This window comes from Nakamurella lactea DSM 19367, assembly GCF_000426645.1.
In the GTDB taxonomy this organism is placed as follows: Bacteria; Actinomycetota; Actinomycetes; order Mycobacteriales; family Nakamurellaceae; genus Nakamurella; species Nakamurella lactea.
The window spans coordinates 543,427-559,772 of the sequence record NZ_KE384549.1 but is presented as its reverse complement, the minus strand read 5'-3'; the positions used below and the strand labels follow the sequence as shown (position 1 = coordinate 559,772).

The following is a 16,346-nucleotide window of genomic DNA, read 5'->3' as shown; positions in this document are numbered from 1 at the left end:
ACACCACTGACATGCCGTGACTGGCATCCCTCGCAGGAGCATCCCGATGACCGATCGAGGCACCATCGCCGCCGCGCAGACACCGGCCGCCGGGACCTCGATCCTGCCCGGCGTCGGCTTCGGCCTGTTGTCCGCGGCCACCTTCGGCAGTTCGGGCGTGGTGGTGCGCCCGCTGCTGGACGCCGGCTGGTCGGCCGGCGCCGCGGTCCTGCTGCGGATCGGACTGGCGGCGATCCTGCTGATCGGGCCGGGACTGTCGGCCCTGCGCGGACGCTGGCACCTGGTCCGCCGGCGGGCAGGGCTGCTGGCCCTGTTCGGGCTGTTCGCGGTCGCCGGCTCGCAGGTCTGCTACTTCAACGCTGTGCAGCACCTGTCGATCGGCGTGGCCCTGCTGCTGGAGTACTCGGGCATCGTGCTGATCGTCGGCTGGGTCTGGCTGCGGACCAGGGTACGGCCGGCCACCCTCACCCTGATCGGCGCCGGTGTGGCGATCGTCGGGCTCGTCCTGGTGCTGGATGTCCTTGGGGCGACCAGGGTCTCGCCGATCGGCGTGCTCTGGGGCCTGGGCGCAGCGGTCGGACTGGCGGTCTACTACGTGTTGGCGGCACGGACCGAGGACGGCCTGCCGCCGCTGCTGGTGGTGACCGCCGGGATGGTCACCGGGTCGGTCGCCCTTGGGCTCGCCGGGATGGTCGGATTGCTGCCGATGACGGTGGTGTTCACCGACGTCCAGCTGGGCGGGGTCACCATGAGCTGGCTGGTGCCGGTGGCCTGGCTCGGGGTGATGACGGCCGCCGTCGCCTACGTTGCGGGTGTCCAGGCCGGCCGCCGGCTGGGCGCCACCATGGCCTCCTTCCTCGGGCTGACGGAGGTGTTGTTCGCCATCGTCTTCGCAGCCCTGGTGCTCTCCGAGGTCCCGGCGTTGATCCAACTGTTCGGCGGCGCGCTGGTGCTGGCCGGCGTGGTGCTGGTCCGGCTCGGCAGCCGGGATCGCAACCCGCAGCCGGGTACCCCGGTGGCGGCGGGGTAGCCGCTCCTTGTCAGCCCCGCCCGGCCGCGTCAGCCGCCAATTGCGCCGGCCGGCCCGTCCGCCTCACCCCATGAACTGCGTCAGCCGGCCCGTCCGCCTCACCCCATAACCTCCGTCAGCCGGCCCGTCCGCCTCACCCCCTTACCAGGCCGTCCCGCACCCGTTCGCGCCCTTTGCGACGTCTCGGTGACGTCCCGACGCGAAACCTCCCCATCCAGGCGCCCTTTGCGACGTCTCGGTGACTTCCGGGCCTTGCCACGATCCGTCCGCATCGCCACCAAGATCATTGTGGACAACTCGGAGGCAGCCCCGCAGATCAGTCAATGTGGTCGGGTGGGGATTCCGGGAAACTTCGGTCGACGTCCCTTCACGGTGGCGCAGTCCAGAGCTGCCGGGATCGGCCGGACTGCGCTGCGCGGCAGCAAGTTCCGGCCGGTGTTTCGCGGGGTGTACGTGGCTGCCACCGAACCCGACTCGGTGCAGCTGCGTACCACCGCGGCACTTCTGCTGGCGCCTGCCGGTGCAGTGGTCAGCCATCAGACAGCCGCCGAACTCTGGGGAGCTGTGGTGCCGATGGATCCCCAGATCCATCTGACCGTCAGCGGCACCAGCCATTGGCGCGGGCCGACCGGCATCGCGGTGCACGCCGCCGATGCCGAGGTCGGCGCACGGATCCTTCGCGGCATCGTGGTCACTCCCCCCGAAAGGACTTTCCTGGATCTGGCCGCACAGCTGTCGTTGGTCGACTTGGTAACGGTCGGCGACGGTCTGGTCAAACACCGTCGGACGAGCCCGTCGAACCTGGTTTCAGCCGCTGAAGGCTTCCGCGGTCGTGGCGCCCGGCTGGCCAGGCGCGCCGCCGGGCTGGTCCGCGCCGGTGTCGACTCGCCCCGCGAGACGCGCACCCGGATGCTGATCGTGTTGGCCGGCCTCCCGGAACCGACGGTCAACTTCATTCTCTACAACGGTGACGGGAGCTGGCGCCGCCGTTGCGATCTCGCCTACGAAACGTTGAAGATCTCGATCGAGTACGACGGCCGTCAGCACGCCGAGGACGACCGGCAGTGGGCCATCGACGTGACCCGCCGGGAGGAGTTCGACGACGATGGCTGGCGGGTGATCATCATCCGATCCCCCGACCTGTACCGCGATCCGGCGAATACGTTGGAGCGCATCATGCGAGTACGGGAGAAGCGCGGAATCCGACGTCCACGACAGCTCAAACCCGAGTGGCGCCAGCACTTCCCGGGCCACCTGCAGGCCGGAAGCTGAATCGCAATGGTCCAGACGTCACCGAGACGTCCCAAAGGGTCGCGGAATCTGCGATTCCAGCGTCCGGACGTCACCGAGACGTCGCAAAGGGTGATGTGGTGGCCGGCTGAGGGCGGGACGGGCCCGGTAGGTCAGTCGCGCAACTCTCGCTTGAGGATCTTGCCGGTGGCGGTCTTCGGCAGGGCATCGATCAGCGTCACCTTGCGCGGATACTTGTACGCCGCCAACCGATCCTTGACGAACTGGGAGATCTCCGCCGGCTCGGCCGAGGCACCGGCGGCCAGCACCACGTACGCGGCGATCTCCTCGCCCAGCATCGGATCCGGCGTCCCTACCACCGCGGCCTCGGCGATCGCGGGATGCTCGTACAGCACCTCCTCGACCTCGCGCGGGTAGACGTTCATCCCGGCGCGGATGATCATGTCCTTCTTCCGGTCGACCACGTAGAAGTAGCCGTCGTCGTCCTGCCGGCCGAGATCGCCCGAGTGGAACCAACTCTCCCGGATCGCAGCAGCAGTCGCCTCGGCATTGTTCCAGTAGCCGCGCATGATGTTCTCGCCGCGGATGACGATCTCGCCCACCTCGCCGGCCGGCAGCACCGCGTCCGACTCATCCATGATGGCCATCTCGCAGCCACGAATGGCGAACCCGATCGAGCCGGCCTTGCGCTCCGCGTCGGGATGGTTGAACGAGGCCACCGGCGATGTCTCCGACAGCCCGTAGCCCTCGAGAATCATGCAGCCGAAGGCCTTCTCGAACTTCCGCAGCACCTCCACCGGCAGCGAGGAGCCGCCACAGACGCTGGTCCGCAGCGACGACAGGTCGGTGTCCCGGCCGGCCGCGGCCGCCAGCATCGCCGCGTACATGGTGGGCACTCCCTCGAACACGGTGACCCGGTCGCGGGCGATCACGTCCAGCACCGCCGAGGGGTCGAAGCGTGGGATCAACGTCAGCGCGGCGCCGGCCGCCACCGCGGCGTTGAGCCCGCAGGTCATTCCGAAGACGTGGAACAGCGGCAGACAGCCCATCACCACATCGTTGTCGGTGAGCTCCAGCAGCGTCTGGGCTGTGGTGCGCTGGTTGCTGTCGAGGTTGGCATGGGTCAGCTCTGCACCCTTGGGTTTACCGGTGGTGCCGGAGGTGTAGAGGATGACGGCGGTGTCCGCGTCATCCCGGTCGGTCACCTCGGTCACCGGCTCACTGCCGCCGATGACGCCGCGCAGGTCGATCGCGTCGGCGCCTTCGACGGCGACGAACTCGGCGCCGGCGGAGCTCGCCCCGGCCGCCGCATCGCCGGGCAACGCGAAGATCATCGACGCCCCGGAGTCACCGAGGTAATGCTCGATCTCGCGCAGCTTGAGCAGCGGGTTCATCGGCACCACCACACCGCCGATCCGCAGCACCCCGTAGTAGATGACGGCGAAGGCCGGCACGTTCGGCAGCATCAGCGCCACCCGGTCGCCGGCCCGCAGACCCTTACCGGTCAGGTATCCGGCCATCCGGGCGCTGGCCGCGTCGAGGTCGGCGAAGGTGAGCCGCACGTCGTCGAAGATGATCGCCGGCCGGTCCGGAACGCGGGCGGCCGAGGCGAGCAGATTGCGGGCGAGGTTGGCCATCGTCACTCCTAGGTCCGGGGTGCTGACACTTCACCACGAACACCCCGCCCTGGGGAAGCACCGGCGCCGGGATCCCGAGTCGGGATCAGTCCGGTCGGCCGTGCCGGCCGGCCGCGGCCGGCTGCACCACCGCACCGTCGCTGAGTTGCACCAGCCGGTCGGCCATACCCATCAGGTCCGCATCGTGGGTGGCCACCACCGCGGCCACCCCGAGCCGGTGCACCAGGTGCTGGATCAGCTGCAGGATGCCGCCGGCGGTCGCACTGTCGAGCTGTCCGGTCGGCTCGTCGGCCAGCAGCAGTCGCGGCCGGGCCACCAGCGCCCTGGCCAGGCTGACCCGTTGCTGCTGACCACCGGACAGCTCGTAGGGCCGCTGGTCAAGGTGCCCGGCCAGCCCGACGTCGCCGAGCACTTCCGTCACCCGCTGGTCCCGCTCCCGCGCGGGCGTCCGCAACAGCCGTAGCGGCACCTCGACGTTCTCCCTGGCCGACAGCATGGGTAGCAGACCGAACGCCTGGAACACGTAGCCGATGTATTCGCGGCGCAGTTCCGACAGCTGGCGGTCGCTGCATTCGGCATAGTTCCGCCCGGCCAACGACACCTCGCCGGAGGTGGGCCGGTCCAACCCGGCCAGCAGGTTGAGCAGCGTGGTCTTGCCGGCGCCGGACGGCCCGGCGACCACCACCAGCTCCCCCGGCCGCACCAGCAGATCGATGTGATCGTTGGCCACCGTGTCGCCGGCGGCGGTCGGGTACACCCTGGTCAGCCCGCCGGCCCGCAGCAACGGCTCGCTGGCCCGGAAGTCGTGCCGGTCGACCACGGCCGTAGCCGCCGGCCGCGGCGAGCCCGCCGCCACGCCGTTGCCGGTGTGGCCCAACGGCTTCGGCTGGGTCCATGGCTCGGCCGCCAGGTGGCCAGGCCCGACCGTCGGGTGACCAGGCCCGACCGCCGGGTGACCTGGCCCGACCGCTGAGTGGCCGGGCCCGGCCGCCCGGCGGCCCGGCCGGTCGTCTGACGGCTCCGGGGTGTCGGCGAACAACGGATCGTTCATCGCTGCTGGGTCCCCTCGTCGGTCCACTGGTCGGGCCCCGACGCCGTCGGGTCGAGGCCGCTCGGCCAGACCGCCAGGTGATCGTCCTGGCGGTGCAGCCTGACCCGCTGTCGCAGGCCCAGTTCCCGCACCACGTCCGGCGGTAGCTGCATGCGCCCCACCCGGTCGAGCACGGCGAAGTCCTCGGCCACCTGCCGGGGCCCGCCATCCGGCCCGGTCACCGTGCGCCGCAGGGTTTCTGCCGCAATCCGGCCGTCCCGGATCTGCACCGTCCGGCTGACGTGGTCGGACACTCCGGCATCGTGGGTGACGATCAGCGTGGTGGTGCCCAGCTCGTCGTTCACCGACCGCAGGGTGTCCAGCACCCGAACCGTGGCCTGCTCGTCGAGTTCGCCGGTGGGCTCGTCGGCGAGCAGTACCTCGGGATTGTTGGCCAGCGCCACCGCGATCGCCACCCGTTGTTGTTGCCCGCCGGACATCTCGGCCGGTGTGCGATCGGCCTCATCGGCCGCCCCGGTCAGTTCCAGCAGCTCGCTGACCCTGGCCCGCCGGCCGGCCGCTCCGCCGCGCCCCCGGCCCGCGACCGCCAGCACGATCGCAATGTTCTCGGCGGCGGTCAGGTACGGCAGCAGGTTTCGCGCGGTCTGCTGCCAGACGAAGCCGACCGCGTCGCGCTGGTAGACCACCCGCTGCCGGCGGTTCATCCCCACCAACTGGTGGCCGGCGACCCGTGCGGTGCCGGCGGTTGGCTGGTCGATGCCGGACAGGATCGACAACAGGGTGGACTTCCCGGAGCCGGACGCGCCGACGATCGCCACCAGCTCACGTGGCTCGACGCGCAGGCTCAACCCTTGCAGTGCTTGGACTTCCACCCCTTCGGCGGTGTAGACGCGGACCAGATCGGTACACAGCACCGCTGCCCCGTCACCGTCGTCGAGCCCGACCGGCAGGTCGGCACCGTCCGGCGCCGTCGGTACCGCCCGGTCGCTCACCACCGCCGCGTTGTCGCTGGTCATCAGTCCTCCATCCGTAACACGGTAGCCGCGCCTGCCCGCCTGGCCAGCAGCGACGACACTCCGATGGCCAGCGCGACCACCACGACGAAGCCGCCGATCACCGTCAGCAGGCTCCACAGTTGCACCGAGAGTGCGGGCTCGTCGGTACCGCCGGTGAACGCCCGCAGATCGACGACGCCGCCGATCACCGCGGCCAGCAGCACCCCGAACCCGCCGCCGACCACGACCGCGGTCAGCGCCGGCGGCGCCTGTTCCCAACCGGCCAGCTGGGCCATCTGCCGCCGGTCCAGCCCCAGCGCCCGGAGCACCGCGAACAGCCTGTTGCGTGTCCTGGTACCGGATACCGCCGTCACCAGCACGGCCAGTGCCACCAGCAGCAGGCCGAGCGCGGTGGCCGCGATCAGCGCGGCCCGCATGCCGCCGATGGTCGGCGCACCGGTCAGCCGGTCGACCACGTCGGACGGCCGTTGCACGACCGCATCCGGACCGACGATCTTCGTCAGGGCCGCCGCGGCCGCCGGACCGGAACCCGGCTGCAGCGAGACGAGCACGGTGTCCGGCACCCCGTTGGAGGTGAGCAAAGACCGGGCCAGGGTGACGTCGGCGATCGCCCAGTCGCCACGATCGCCGAGGCCGGCTGAGTAGCGACCGGTCCCGACAACGTCGACCGGATCGCCGTCCACCGTCAGCGTGCCGGGGAGCGCCGCCCGGACCGAATCCGAGACGACGATCGGCACCCCGGCGTCCGTCCTGGTGCCCATCGTCGTCGGCACCGCCGGCGCCCCCGGGATGTCCTGCTGCACCTGGGCGAAGGTGGTGCTGTCGACGAAATACAGGTTCACGTTGCGGGTACCGGAGTCGGATTTCAAGGCGATCGAACCGCCGAACCCGGCCGTACTGACCACCTCGACGCCGGGAATGGCCCGCACCCGGTCGACCACATCCTCGGTCATCCAGGGGCCGGCCGCCCGCAGATCGGCGCCCACCGTCCGGGCCGCCACCCCGTCGATACCGCTGGTCACGGTCGCGAGCGTCACCACCGAGAACACCGCGACCGCGACCCCGGTGACGGTCGCCACGATGAGTGGGGTGCCGACCATCGGCTCCCGCAACGAGCGGGCGGCGCCGAGAAATCCGACGGCACCACGCCGACCGCGCATGGTGCGCTGGATCGCCAGCAGCACCAACGGATAACAGCGCAGCACCAGGACACACACAGCCAGCGTGAGGAACACCGGGGCGGCCGCCACCAACACGTCGGCGCCGCCCCCGGAGCCGGCGGCCAGCCCGCCGGAGAGCAGCAGGTACAGCGACAGCGCGGCCAGTGCCAGCACCACCACCTCGCCGATCCAGCCCGGCCGGCCGGCCGACGCGGTGCCGAAGTCGGACCGGGCGGCGCGCAGTCCGGACGCCGAGACCCCCAGCGGCAGGGCGGCGGCCGGGATCAATCCGGCCAGCAGTCCGAGCATCATCGCCCACCACGGCGCCCGCCAACCGAACAGCAACTGGACCACCAGAACCGCGACCACCGCTGCCGGCAGTCCGATCAGCACGCCCTGCACCGCCAGCGAGCGGCGCACCTGGCCGAGCGAGGCACCGCGCGACACCAGCAACGCGGTGGTCGGCCGCCGCCGGCGCAGGAACGATTGCAGGCCGAGCGCCAACACGGCCAGCGCGGCGCCGCACGGGCCGAGAGCGGCCACCGTTTGCACGGCGGATGCCGACACCACCCTGGCCCTCGCCGCGTCAAGGGCGGCCGGCAGGTCGGTGGTCAATTGCAGCGAGGTCAACGCGAAGGTTGCTTGGTCGGTCGGCGCGCCGACCACCGGGTACTCGACCACGGTGACCCGGCGCAGCGCAGCCGTCATCGCCTCGACATTCGCGGAGGTGACGGATCCGGCCCGCACCGGATACCAGATGAGGGCCTGCGCCGACCCGGCGCTCTGCGCGATCGACCAGTCCCCGGAATTGACGAAGACGCTGCCGGTGACCCGGATCGGCTGGTTGCCGTCGTCGAAGATGTTGGGCTGGTTGGCGAACGGGTTGTGCACCAGATAATCCGCCGAGTCGGCCGCGGCATCGGTCAGTCCGACCAGTTTCAGCCTGGCCACCGCACCGCCGACCGCTGCACTGCGCGTGGCGCCGACCGTCCACTGCATCTCTGCGGCGGACGACTTCGCCAACACCACCTGCAGATCGATGGTGCCGTCGGGGTGGATCCCGTCGCCGGGCGCCGGCCACTTCCCCGAAACGAGCCGGAGGTGTTCGGAGAGGTACGGATCGACGTTGAACGTCACCTGCATCGTCTTGCCCGTGGTCACGGCCGGGTCGTCGGCCAGACCTGCCGCGGCGGTACTCAGGTAGAACCGGGCCGGGTCGGTTGCCTGCCTGGCCGGCTCGGGAAAGGCAGCGTGGGTGTGCGCCAGGGCGCCGGCGAACGAACCCCAGACGGGTTGCTCGGCCGCCGGCAGGTCAGTGACCGTGCCGGCCGGGGCCGGCCCCTGCGGCAACGCGCTGGTCGTCTTCTCGGTGAGGTCCCGGTCGGTGGGTGAGAGAGCGGTGACGGCATCGCGGATCTCGGCGGTGGCGATCGACGACATGGCCGCCGGGGCAGCGGCGAAGATCGCCGACACCATCAGCACCAGCAGCGCCAGCACCGCGGCCGGCCCGAGGTCGTCGCGCAGCTGCCGGCCGGTGAGCCCGGCCAGGCCGAGGTCTCCCCTCACGAACTCACCCCGCCCGTCCGCCGCATATTGCCCTCGCCCGGTACCGATGAATCGTCCCCGCGTTCCGTTGCTGCGCAACGGTCCGCGCGGGTCCACGCAGGCTCGCTCACGCCGTCACCTCCCGGGGATCGGCGGCGTGCGCCTGTCGACGAACCGCAACCGAGTGCCAGCCGATGGCCAGCAGCACCAGCAGCACGTGCACCCCCAGCAGCAGACCCCAGGTCTGCCATGCCATCAGCAGCGGCGGATTCTCCTGAGACGATCCGGCCACCACCGCCTGCCTGGCGAGCCCGGGAACGATCAGCAGCGCGGTGCCGAAACCCGCTGCCAGGCCGAAGATCCAGGCCGGCAAGGCGGTCGCCAGCAGTTCGCGACGACGCATCCGGGCCTGCACCACCGACGGCACGCCCATGGCCCTGAGTACCGTGAGTTCGGCTCGCCGGCTGCGGGCCAGGGTGGCCATCACCAGCAGCATGCCGACCGCGGCCAGCAGCAACGCGCCGCCGGTTCCCCACCACAGCGCCCGCACTGCCGGGCGAAGCAGCACGTCGACCGACCCGGAACCGACTCCGGTGACGATCGCGGTCGGGCCGGTCAGCGCCCGGGCCGCCGCCGCGGTCTGGACCGGATCCCCGGTGGCCAGCCAGGTCTCGTTGGTACCCGGCAGCACCACCGCCGACCGCAACATCTCGGTCTGCAGCGCGGGCAGGTCGGCGAGCATCAGGTCGGGGCCGGCGAATCCGGGGATGCGTTCGGCAATGCCGGCGACCTCGGCGCGCAGCGGCAGACCTGGCAGCGACACCGTGATCCGGTCCCCGACCCGCAGCCCGAGGGCCTGCGCCATCGACGCATCGACCACCACCGGCACCCCGCCAGCCGCCGGTGCAGCGGGCATCAGCCGGACGGTGGTCGGCTGCGGCTCGGCGTTCGACGATTCTTTGCGGCCGTGAAAGTTGAGGCCGGTGGTCGCATCCGTCGACGAGCCGGTGAACTGCTGCGGCGCACCCTGGCCGGCCACCGTCGGCTGCACGGTCCAGCCGGTCCGTTCGATCGGCGCGGTGGTCGGACCGGTCCGAGCCAGCACGGTCACCTCGGCCGAGTAGCTGATCGGCTCGTTCGCCCCGCTGAGCTGCAGATCGACGGCCAGCAGCCGGGTTCCGGCCCGCAGCCCCGGCAGGTCGGCCGTCAGCTCGAACCGGCTGTCGCCCTCCAGCTTCACCGTCCCCGCGCCCAGCGAGGCCGGGGCCAGCGCACCATCGGGGGTCAGTAGCCAGACGCCGACCGGCACGCTCGCCGTGTCGTCCAGCAGCCCACCCGAGGCGCTCAGCCGGATCCGCACCGTCAGACCGCCGGTGCCGTCCGGCAACACCACCGATCCCGGGACGACCTCGGCGTCCGCACCGGATCCGGTGGGGCGCAACAGCTCAGCCATGGCGTCCGGGTCGTAGGACGGCGCCGGCCTGGTCAGCGCCGGGAGTGCCGGCGGGTTGATCCCGATCAGCGTGACCGGGGTGTCGCCCGCGGTTCCGGCCGCCCGCAGTACCGGAGCCACGGCGGTGACGCCCGGCAGCGCCGCGTACCGGGCAGCGGGGTCGGAGAAGGCAGCAAAGGACGACAGCGACGACCCGGTGGTCACCACCCGGACATCGGAACCGTTGGCCAGTTGTTCGGTCACCCGTTGATGCTCGGCGGTGGTGCTGGCGTAACCGGCCGCCACGGTGGCACCGCCGACGGCCAGCGCAATCAGCATCACCGCCGCACCGAACACGGTGCGACGCCTGGCCACCTGCCGGGCCGGCAACACCGCCGTCAGCGCGGTGCTGGCGCCGGCGACGCCGCGTTCGGCGAGCGTGGTCAGCAGTCCGAACAGCACCACGCCGACGGCCGCGAACGCGACCAGCGTCACCGGCGGCGCGAACAGCACCGCCGGGTCCAGCACCCGACGGCCGTCGACATCCGTCACCGCATCGGCGCCCGACCGGCGGAACCGCCACACCGCGAAGGCCGCGGCGGCGGCCAGCAGCACCAGCACCCCGCCGGCCACCGCGATCCGGCCGCGGCCGGAATCGTCCAGCCGGTCCCGGGTCAGCCGGGCCGCGCCGTCCCGCCAGGCCGGCAGGGCGCAGGCCAGCACCGCGGCCAGAACCGTGCCGGTCGCGATCCACCAGCCAGCAGACGGCACCTGGGCGACCAGGGTGGCGGCGGCGAGCCCGAGGACCGCACCGACGGACGCGAAGAGCGCGGCTTCCAGGCCCGCCCACCACGACGCCCGGCCGGCCGACAGCCCGCGGGAGACGAGCAGGGCCGTCTCGCTGCGCCGATCGCTGGTCACCAGCCGGCCGATCTGACTGATCATCACCAGGCCGAAGGCGATCACCAGCATGATCGGCAGCGGTTGCGCGACCACTGCGGCATCCAGGCTGCCCTGGAGCACCCCGAGGGTGGTGATCAGGCCGCCGCCGGTCAGCACCCCGTTGACGTTGACCGCCTGGTCCGCCCGGACCAGTTCGGGCAGCCGGACAGCGGCCGCGCTCATCGGCGCGACCTGGTCGGGTCGGATCCGCTCCACCTCGGGCTGCAGCGTCCAGCTCACCGACGGGGTCGAGCCGCCGGCAGTCAGCGCGGCCGGGTCGACCATCAGCACCGGGCTGTAGTCGGCAACGGCACTCCCGGACACCAGAGTGCTGTTCGCGCTCCAGAACGTGCTGCCGTCGGGTTCGAAGATCGCCGCGACCCGCAGGGTGCGGGCCGTCCCCGATGGCGGTGTGGCTTCGATGGTGGCGCCGGCCGTCAGCCCCCATTCGGTGGCCACGGCCGACGACACGGCCACCGCCTGCGGACCGCTGCCGGTGGTGGCCGGCCAGTTGCCCGCGGTGATCCTGGCATGCTCGGTGAACCCGTCGTAGCTGCCCAGTCGCAGCGATCGGCCGTCCGCGCCTGGCACGGTGTAGGGGGCGGACACCACCCGACGCAGCTGCTGCACCGGCAGGTCACCGAAGGCCGTGCCGACCAGCGTGCTGAACTCCGCCGACTGCGCGGCCGGATCCGCGGCCAGGCTGGTGGACAGCACACTCACCCTTGCGGTGTCGTCGACCTCGGCCAGGTAGCCGCGGACGCCGTCGGCGGCATCCCGCTGGGACATCCCGATGATCGCGGTCAGCAGCAAGGTGACGGTGAAGGTGAGTGCGGTGATCGCCACCAGCAGACGGACCCGGACGCCGCTCCGGCGCACCATCCACCCACCCGATCGCACCGGTGCGTCCTCCGCTCGCCTGCCGCGCTTGTTGTCTTCCTAATGGAACGAGGGCGAGAGCTGTGTCGCGGCTGTTCCGGCAATCTGTCATCGGGCGGCCGGCGCCAGCCGATCGACCAGCTGGAGGATGCAGGTCAGCACCCGGGCAGGCAGACCGCTCAGCACCGCGGCCGACCCGGCACGATGCTCATCCGAGCCATTCGGGGCGGCGCCGCACCGCCTGCATGCCGGCCTGGAACCTGTTGCGGGCGCCCAGGTTCGCCAGCAGATCGGCGGTCCGCCGGCCGAGGGTGCGGACACTGATGCCCAGCTCACGGGCGATCGACTCGTCCTTCATCCCGGTCGCCAGCAGGGCCAACAGCCGTTCGTCGATCTCCTCGCCGATGGACGGGGACGTCCCCGGCGTCCAGTCCGGCAGCGGACACGCCTGCTGCCACATCATCTCGAACAGTTGCACCAGCGCGGCCACCACCATCGGAGCCCGCACGGTGAGCGCGGAATCGACCACCCCGCTGCGGGTCAGCGGCAGCAGTGCCACCTGCCGGTCGCCGATCGCCAGCTTCATCGGCACCTCCGCATGCACCCGTGCCTGCTCGCCCTGCTCGATGGCGATCAGCGCCTGCTCGAACGCCCCTGGCAGCTCGAAGGCCTCCGGCGCATAGATGCCACGGACCTGGGCGCCCTGACCGAGCAGGTCGCTCTCCGCGACATTGGAGGCCGCCACCTCCTGGGCGTACGGCGGCCGGTCGAGCACCAGCAGTTCTTCGCGGGCGCCATGCATCAGCTGCACGAACTGCGCCTCGACGGCCGCCTTTCCGATGACGATGCCGACCAACTCGCCGGGACTGGCTCGCAGCTCCTCCGGGAACTGTTCGGCCAGTCGCTGCGCATGCTGTTGCGCCGCAGCGAGTTCCTCGGTGCGGCGCATCACCAACGCGTTCACCGCGAGGTCGGGCCGGGCCGCAGTCAGCGTGCCGCCGGCGACCGCCCGGCTGACGAAGCCCAGCTCCTCCAGCCTGTCCACCGCCGAACGGACGGTCTGCGCGCTCTTGCCGATCCGGTGAGCGATGTCGGCCGCCGAGCGCTGCGGATGCTCCAGCAGCGACAGATAGACCTGCTCGTCGGTCGACGTCAGCCCGATGTTCTGCAGCACGCGGGTCCCTTCCACCGGACCGGCAGATCGCCGGGTGGCGGATCCTTGCCATGGCCAGGAGTGGCCAGCGTAAGTCCCTTCCGCTGCGCGGCGCAGCCCGGTTTCATGAGCAGATGCCGTCCCCGCTGCCTGCCGCCCTGTTCACCGGTGTTCTGCTGGCCACCATCGTGACCGGCGTCGGCTCGGGCCACTCCGGGCCGGTTGCCGCACCACACTGGGGAACCCCGGACTGCGCAACCGTTACCGGCGCGGACGGCGCACTGAGCTTCACCACCGACGACGGCGCGACCATCGCACCGACGGCCGGGAAGCTGACGCCGGTCGCCTATACCCACCTGACCGCGCTCAGCGAGCCGAACACCCTGATCGGGTTCTCCAAGGGGATGATCCAGCGCTCCACCGATGCCGGCTGCAGCTGGCAGGAGATCGCCAAGCTCGAGCAGAACCTGGACGCCTACGATGTGGCCGCCGGACCGGCCGGGGTGGCCTACGTGTACGGCATCAACGATCAGCCGATGTTCGTGGTGCACGGCGACCGGGTCACCGATGGGTCGGCACCGATCGCCGGCGACGGCGTGGTCGGCCTGGTGGTCGATCCACAGAATGCCTCGCACGTCCGGGCCGTCGACAAGGACGGTCGGCTGCACGACTCCTTCGACGGCGCACAGACCTGGCGCACGGTGGGCAACGCGCCGGCCGGGTCGCCGTGGGCCTACTCAGCGGCGATCGACCCGCTGGACCTTGACCACGTGGTGCTGGGCTGCAGCTCGGTTTCCTGGGTCACCTTCGACGGTGGGATCAGCTGGCAGCAACCGACGGGGCTGACGGAGGGACTCAACGGCAAGTCCGTCAACCTGTTCAGTACCGCGATCTCGCCGCTCGACTCGTCCCTGGTCTGGGCCGAGGGCTACGACTCCGACCGCGCCGGCCAGGGCAACGCGGTCCGCCGGATCTACCGGTCGACGGACGGTGGCCGCAGCTTCACCGGAATGCTCGACGGGCTCGACGCAACCCTGATCAACGGCACCGACCTGTATCCGAGCCCCACCGACCGGGATGTGCTGTACTTCGTCTACGGCACCTGGTACGCGGGCACCGGCACGAATCTCTATCGTTTCGACACCTCCATGAACGGCCGCAATCAGCGATTGTCCTTCACCCACAACACGTATGACGGCATCGACTCGATCGTTTTCAACCCAGCCGACCCGCGGGTGCTGTACCTGGGGCTCAGCGAGGTCCGATAGTGCCGATGAGCTCGGCGATGCCATCGATCAGCCGGTCGACGCCGAAGCGCAGTTGTTCCAGCGGGTTTCCGGACGCCTGGTAGTGCTCGCCGGCCGCCGCGCCGACCCGGCCGGCCAGCGGGAAGTGGTGTCCGGACATGGCTGTCGCGAGCAGTGGGCCGACCTGCTCCCACCAGTCGGCGTCGCCGACACCGGAAGCGGCGCGCAGCCGGTCCAGCCCGATCTGCCACCGGGCGGCCGATTCGACCAGCCCCAGCAGATTGCCCAGCGTCAGATCCATCTGCACGTCGGTGAGTCCGATGCCGTCCAGCGGCGCCAACTCGATCTCGTACTTGCCGGTGGCCCCCGGGCCGGGCACCGGGCGGCCCGGCGCCAGTTCGGCGAGCCAGCGGTGGCTGATCAGGTGCTCCCAGTTGCGGTCGGCGATCTGCCGGACCCCGGCCTGCCAGGTCGCGGCGCTGCCGGGCAGGTCGCTGCCCGAGTAGAGCCGGCCGGCCACCAGGTCGCACATCAGCTCGACCAGCTGGGGTTTGCCGATCACGTGCCCGTACAGCGACATCGTTCCGACGCCGAGGGTGTCGGCGATCCGGCGCATGGTGAGGGCTTCCAGCCCCTCGGCGTCGGCCAGTTCGACCGCGGCCGCGGTGACCTTGGCGACCGTCAACCCGGTACGGCCGGCGTTGCTCGTCGGCGGCATCCACAGGTGCGCGATCAGGCCGGCCGGGTCGCCGATACCCGTGGATTTCCTCGACACTCCTGAACCGTACAACGTACGAGGGCCGGCCCTCATGGGGTGCTGTCCGGCGCTACCACTCTGCCCCGCTCACCGGGGCAGAGTGGTACCGCCGCAGAGTCCCTCCCGCAGGCATCGACGACCGCCCGCCAGGTCGTCCAGTTGACCGGCAACCTCGGCGGCGGCAGCGCAGCTCTCTTTTGTGAGCACTGCTCTTGCATGTGTCCGCCGGAAGTGCCACACTCGAGACAACAGAGAGCGCCGCTCTCGTATTCGAGCAGGGAGTGCACATGTCCGATCGTCACGTCATCGTCGGGGCCGGGCCGGTCGGCACCGAGACGGCGAAGGTCCTCAGCGCCCGCGGTTCCGAGGTGGTGCTGGTGTCCCGGTCCGGCCGTGGCGCCGACCTGAAGGGCGTCAGCCGGGTCGCGGTGGACGCCTCGGACGCCGCCGCACTGACCGAAGTGACCACCGGCGCGACCTCGCTCTACAACTGCGCCAACCCGGGCGACTACACCCAGTGGGATCGGGTGTGGCCGCCGATGTCCGCGGCGCTGATGGTCGCCGCGGAACGCACCGGCGCCACCCTGGTGACCGCCGGGTCGCTGTACCCGTACGGCCCGGTTGACGTTCCGATGACGGAGGACCTGCCGGCCGCTGCCACCGATCACAAGGGCCGACTGCGGGCTGGGATGACGGCCGCTGCCTTCGAACTGCACCGGGCGGGCCGGATCCACGCGGTCGAGGTCCGTGGGTCGGACTACGTCGGTGTCGGTGTCGGGAAGAACGGACATCTGACGCGCCTGCTGCCCCGCGCTGCCGCCGGCAAGGGGGTCTGGGTGATGGGCTCCCCCGACCTGCCGCATTCCTGGACCGATGTGCAGGACATGGGCCGCACGCTGGTCGCCGCCGCCGACCGGCCGGAGAGCTGGGGCCGGGTCTGGCATGCCCCGACCAACGCACCACGCACCCAGCGACAGGGCCTGACCGAGGTGCTCGGCGCGATCGGCAAGCCGGCCGTCACGGTCCGGCCGATGCCGTTGCGCGCGTTGGCCCTGGTCGCCAAGGTGCACCCACTGACCCGCGAGCTGCTGGAGATGAGCTACCAGTTCACCCGCCCGTACGTGCTGGATTCGACTGCGGCGCAACGGGAGTTCGGCCTGGCGCCGACGCCGTGGGACGAGGTTTGCGCCCGCACCGCGACCGCCGCGGCCTGAGGCCGGGCGGTCGGGGCGGGGCGGGCCGGTCG

The 16,346-nt window shown here is 71.2% G+C and carries 11 protein-coding genes; 4 read left to right on the top strand and 7 right to left on the bottom strand.

Translation table 11 applies throughout. The features are described 5' to 3' along the window. Positions 1-46: 46 nt before the first annotated feature. Positions 47-1,030: an EamA family transporter gene (locus tag K340_RS0123465; RefSeq protein ID WP_051267354.1), complete on the top strand. Its 984-nt coding sequence runs from the start codon at positions 47-49 to the stop codon at positions 1,028-1,030. Positions 1,031-1,363: 333 nt separating this feature from the next. Beyond that, positions 1,364-2,302, top strand: a complete 939-nt coding sequence (locus tag K340_RS32790; RefSeq protein WP_211229600.1) for a DUF559 domain-containing protein — start codon at positions 1,364-1,366, stop codon at positions 2,300-2,302. A 131-nt stretch (positions 2,303-2,433) separates the two neighbouring features. On the opposite strand, the gene K340_RS0123455 is transcribed toward K340_RS32790, so the two are convergent. The 6 genes from K340_RS0123455 to K340_RS0123430 all read right to left on the bottom strand — a co-directional run bounded on the left by K340_RS0123455 (position 2,434) and on the right by K340_RS0123430 (position 13,117). After that, the gene (locus K340_RS0123455; RefSeq protein ID WP_029138477.1) at positions 2,434-3,918 is read right to left on the bottom strand and encodes a long-chain-fatty-acid--CoA ligase; all 1,485 of its coding nucleotides are present in this window, start codon (positions 3,916-3,918) and stop codon (positions 2,434-2,436) included. Positions 3,919-4,003: 85 nt separating this feature from the next. Beyond that, positions 4,004-4,969: an ABC transporter ATP-binding protein gene (locus K340_RS32785; RefSeq protein ID WP_084614817.1), complete on the bottom strand. Its 966-nt coding sequence runs from the start codon at positions 4,967-4,969 to the stop codon at positions 4,004-4,006. Continuing rightward, on the bottom strand, positions 4,966-5,985 hold the full coding sequence (locus K340_RS32780) for an ABC transporter ATP-binding protein (protein ID WP_084614815.1): 1,020 nt from the start codon (positions 5,983-5,985) through the stop codon (positions 4,966-4,968). The genes K340_RS32785 and K340_RS32780 overlap by 4 nt, the downstream gene beginning before the upstream one ends. Next, a complete protein-coding gene (locus K340_RS0123440; protein ID WP_154674440.1) occupies positions 5,985-8,711 on the bottom strand; it encodes an ABC transporter permease in 2,727 nt (908 codons plus the stop codon). Before K340_RS0123440 ends, K340_RS32780 begins: the two co-directional genes overlap by 1 nt. 106 nt (positions 8,712-8,817) lie before the next feature. Beyond that, on the bottom strand, positions 8,818-11,946 hold the full coding sequence (locus K340_RS0123435) for an FtsX-like permease family protein (protein WP_029138475.1): 3,129 nt from the start codon (positions 11,944-11,946) through the stop codon (positions 8,818-8,820). A gap of 205 nt (positions 11,947-12,151) precedes the next feature. After that, the gene (locus K340_RS0123430) at positions 12,152-13,117 is read right to left on the bottom strand and encodes a helix-turn-helix domain-containing protein (protein WP_029138474.1); all 966 of its coding nucleotides are present in this window, start codon (positions 13,115-13,117) and stop codon (positions 12,152-12,154) included. 113 nt (positions 13,118-13,230) lie between these two features. Between K340_RS0123430 and K340_RS0123425 the strand changes: the two genes are divergently transcribed. After that, entirely contained in the window at positions 13,231-14,364 is a 1,134-nt protein-coding gene (locus tag K340_RS0123425) for a sialidase family protein (RefSeq protein WP_029138473.1), read from the top strand. Here K340_RS0123425 and K340_RS0123420 read toward each other — a convergent pair. Beyond that, complete coding sequence (locus K340_RS0123420) at positions 14,348-15,118, bottom strand: TetR/AcrR family transcriptional regulator (protein ID WP_029138472.1); 771 nt, start codon at positions 15,116-15,118, stop codon at positions 14,348-14,350. The two genes, K340_RS0123425 and K340_RS0123420, sit on opposite strands and share 17 nt — an antisense overlap. Positions 15,119-15,387: 269 nt before the next feature. Between K340_RS0123420 and K340_RS0123415 the strand changes: the two genes are divergently transcribed. Beyond that, positions 15,388-16,314, top strand: a complete 927-nt coding sequence (locus K340_RS0123415; protein WP_029138471.1) for an NAD-dependent epimerase/dehydratase family protein — start codon at positions 15,388-15,390, stop codon at positions 16,312-16,314. The last annotated feature ends 32 nt before the right edge of the window (positions 16,315-16,346 follow it).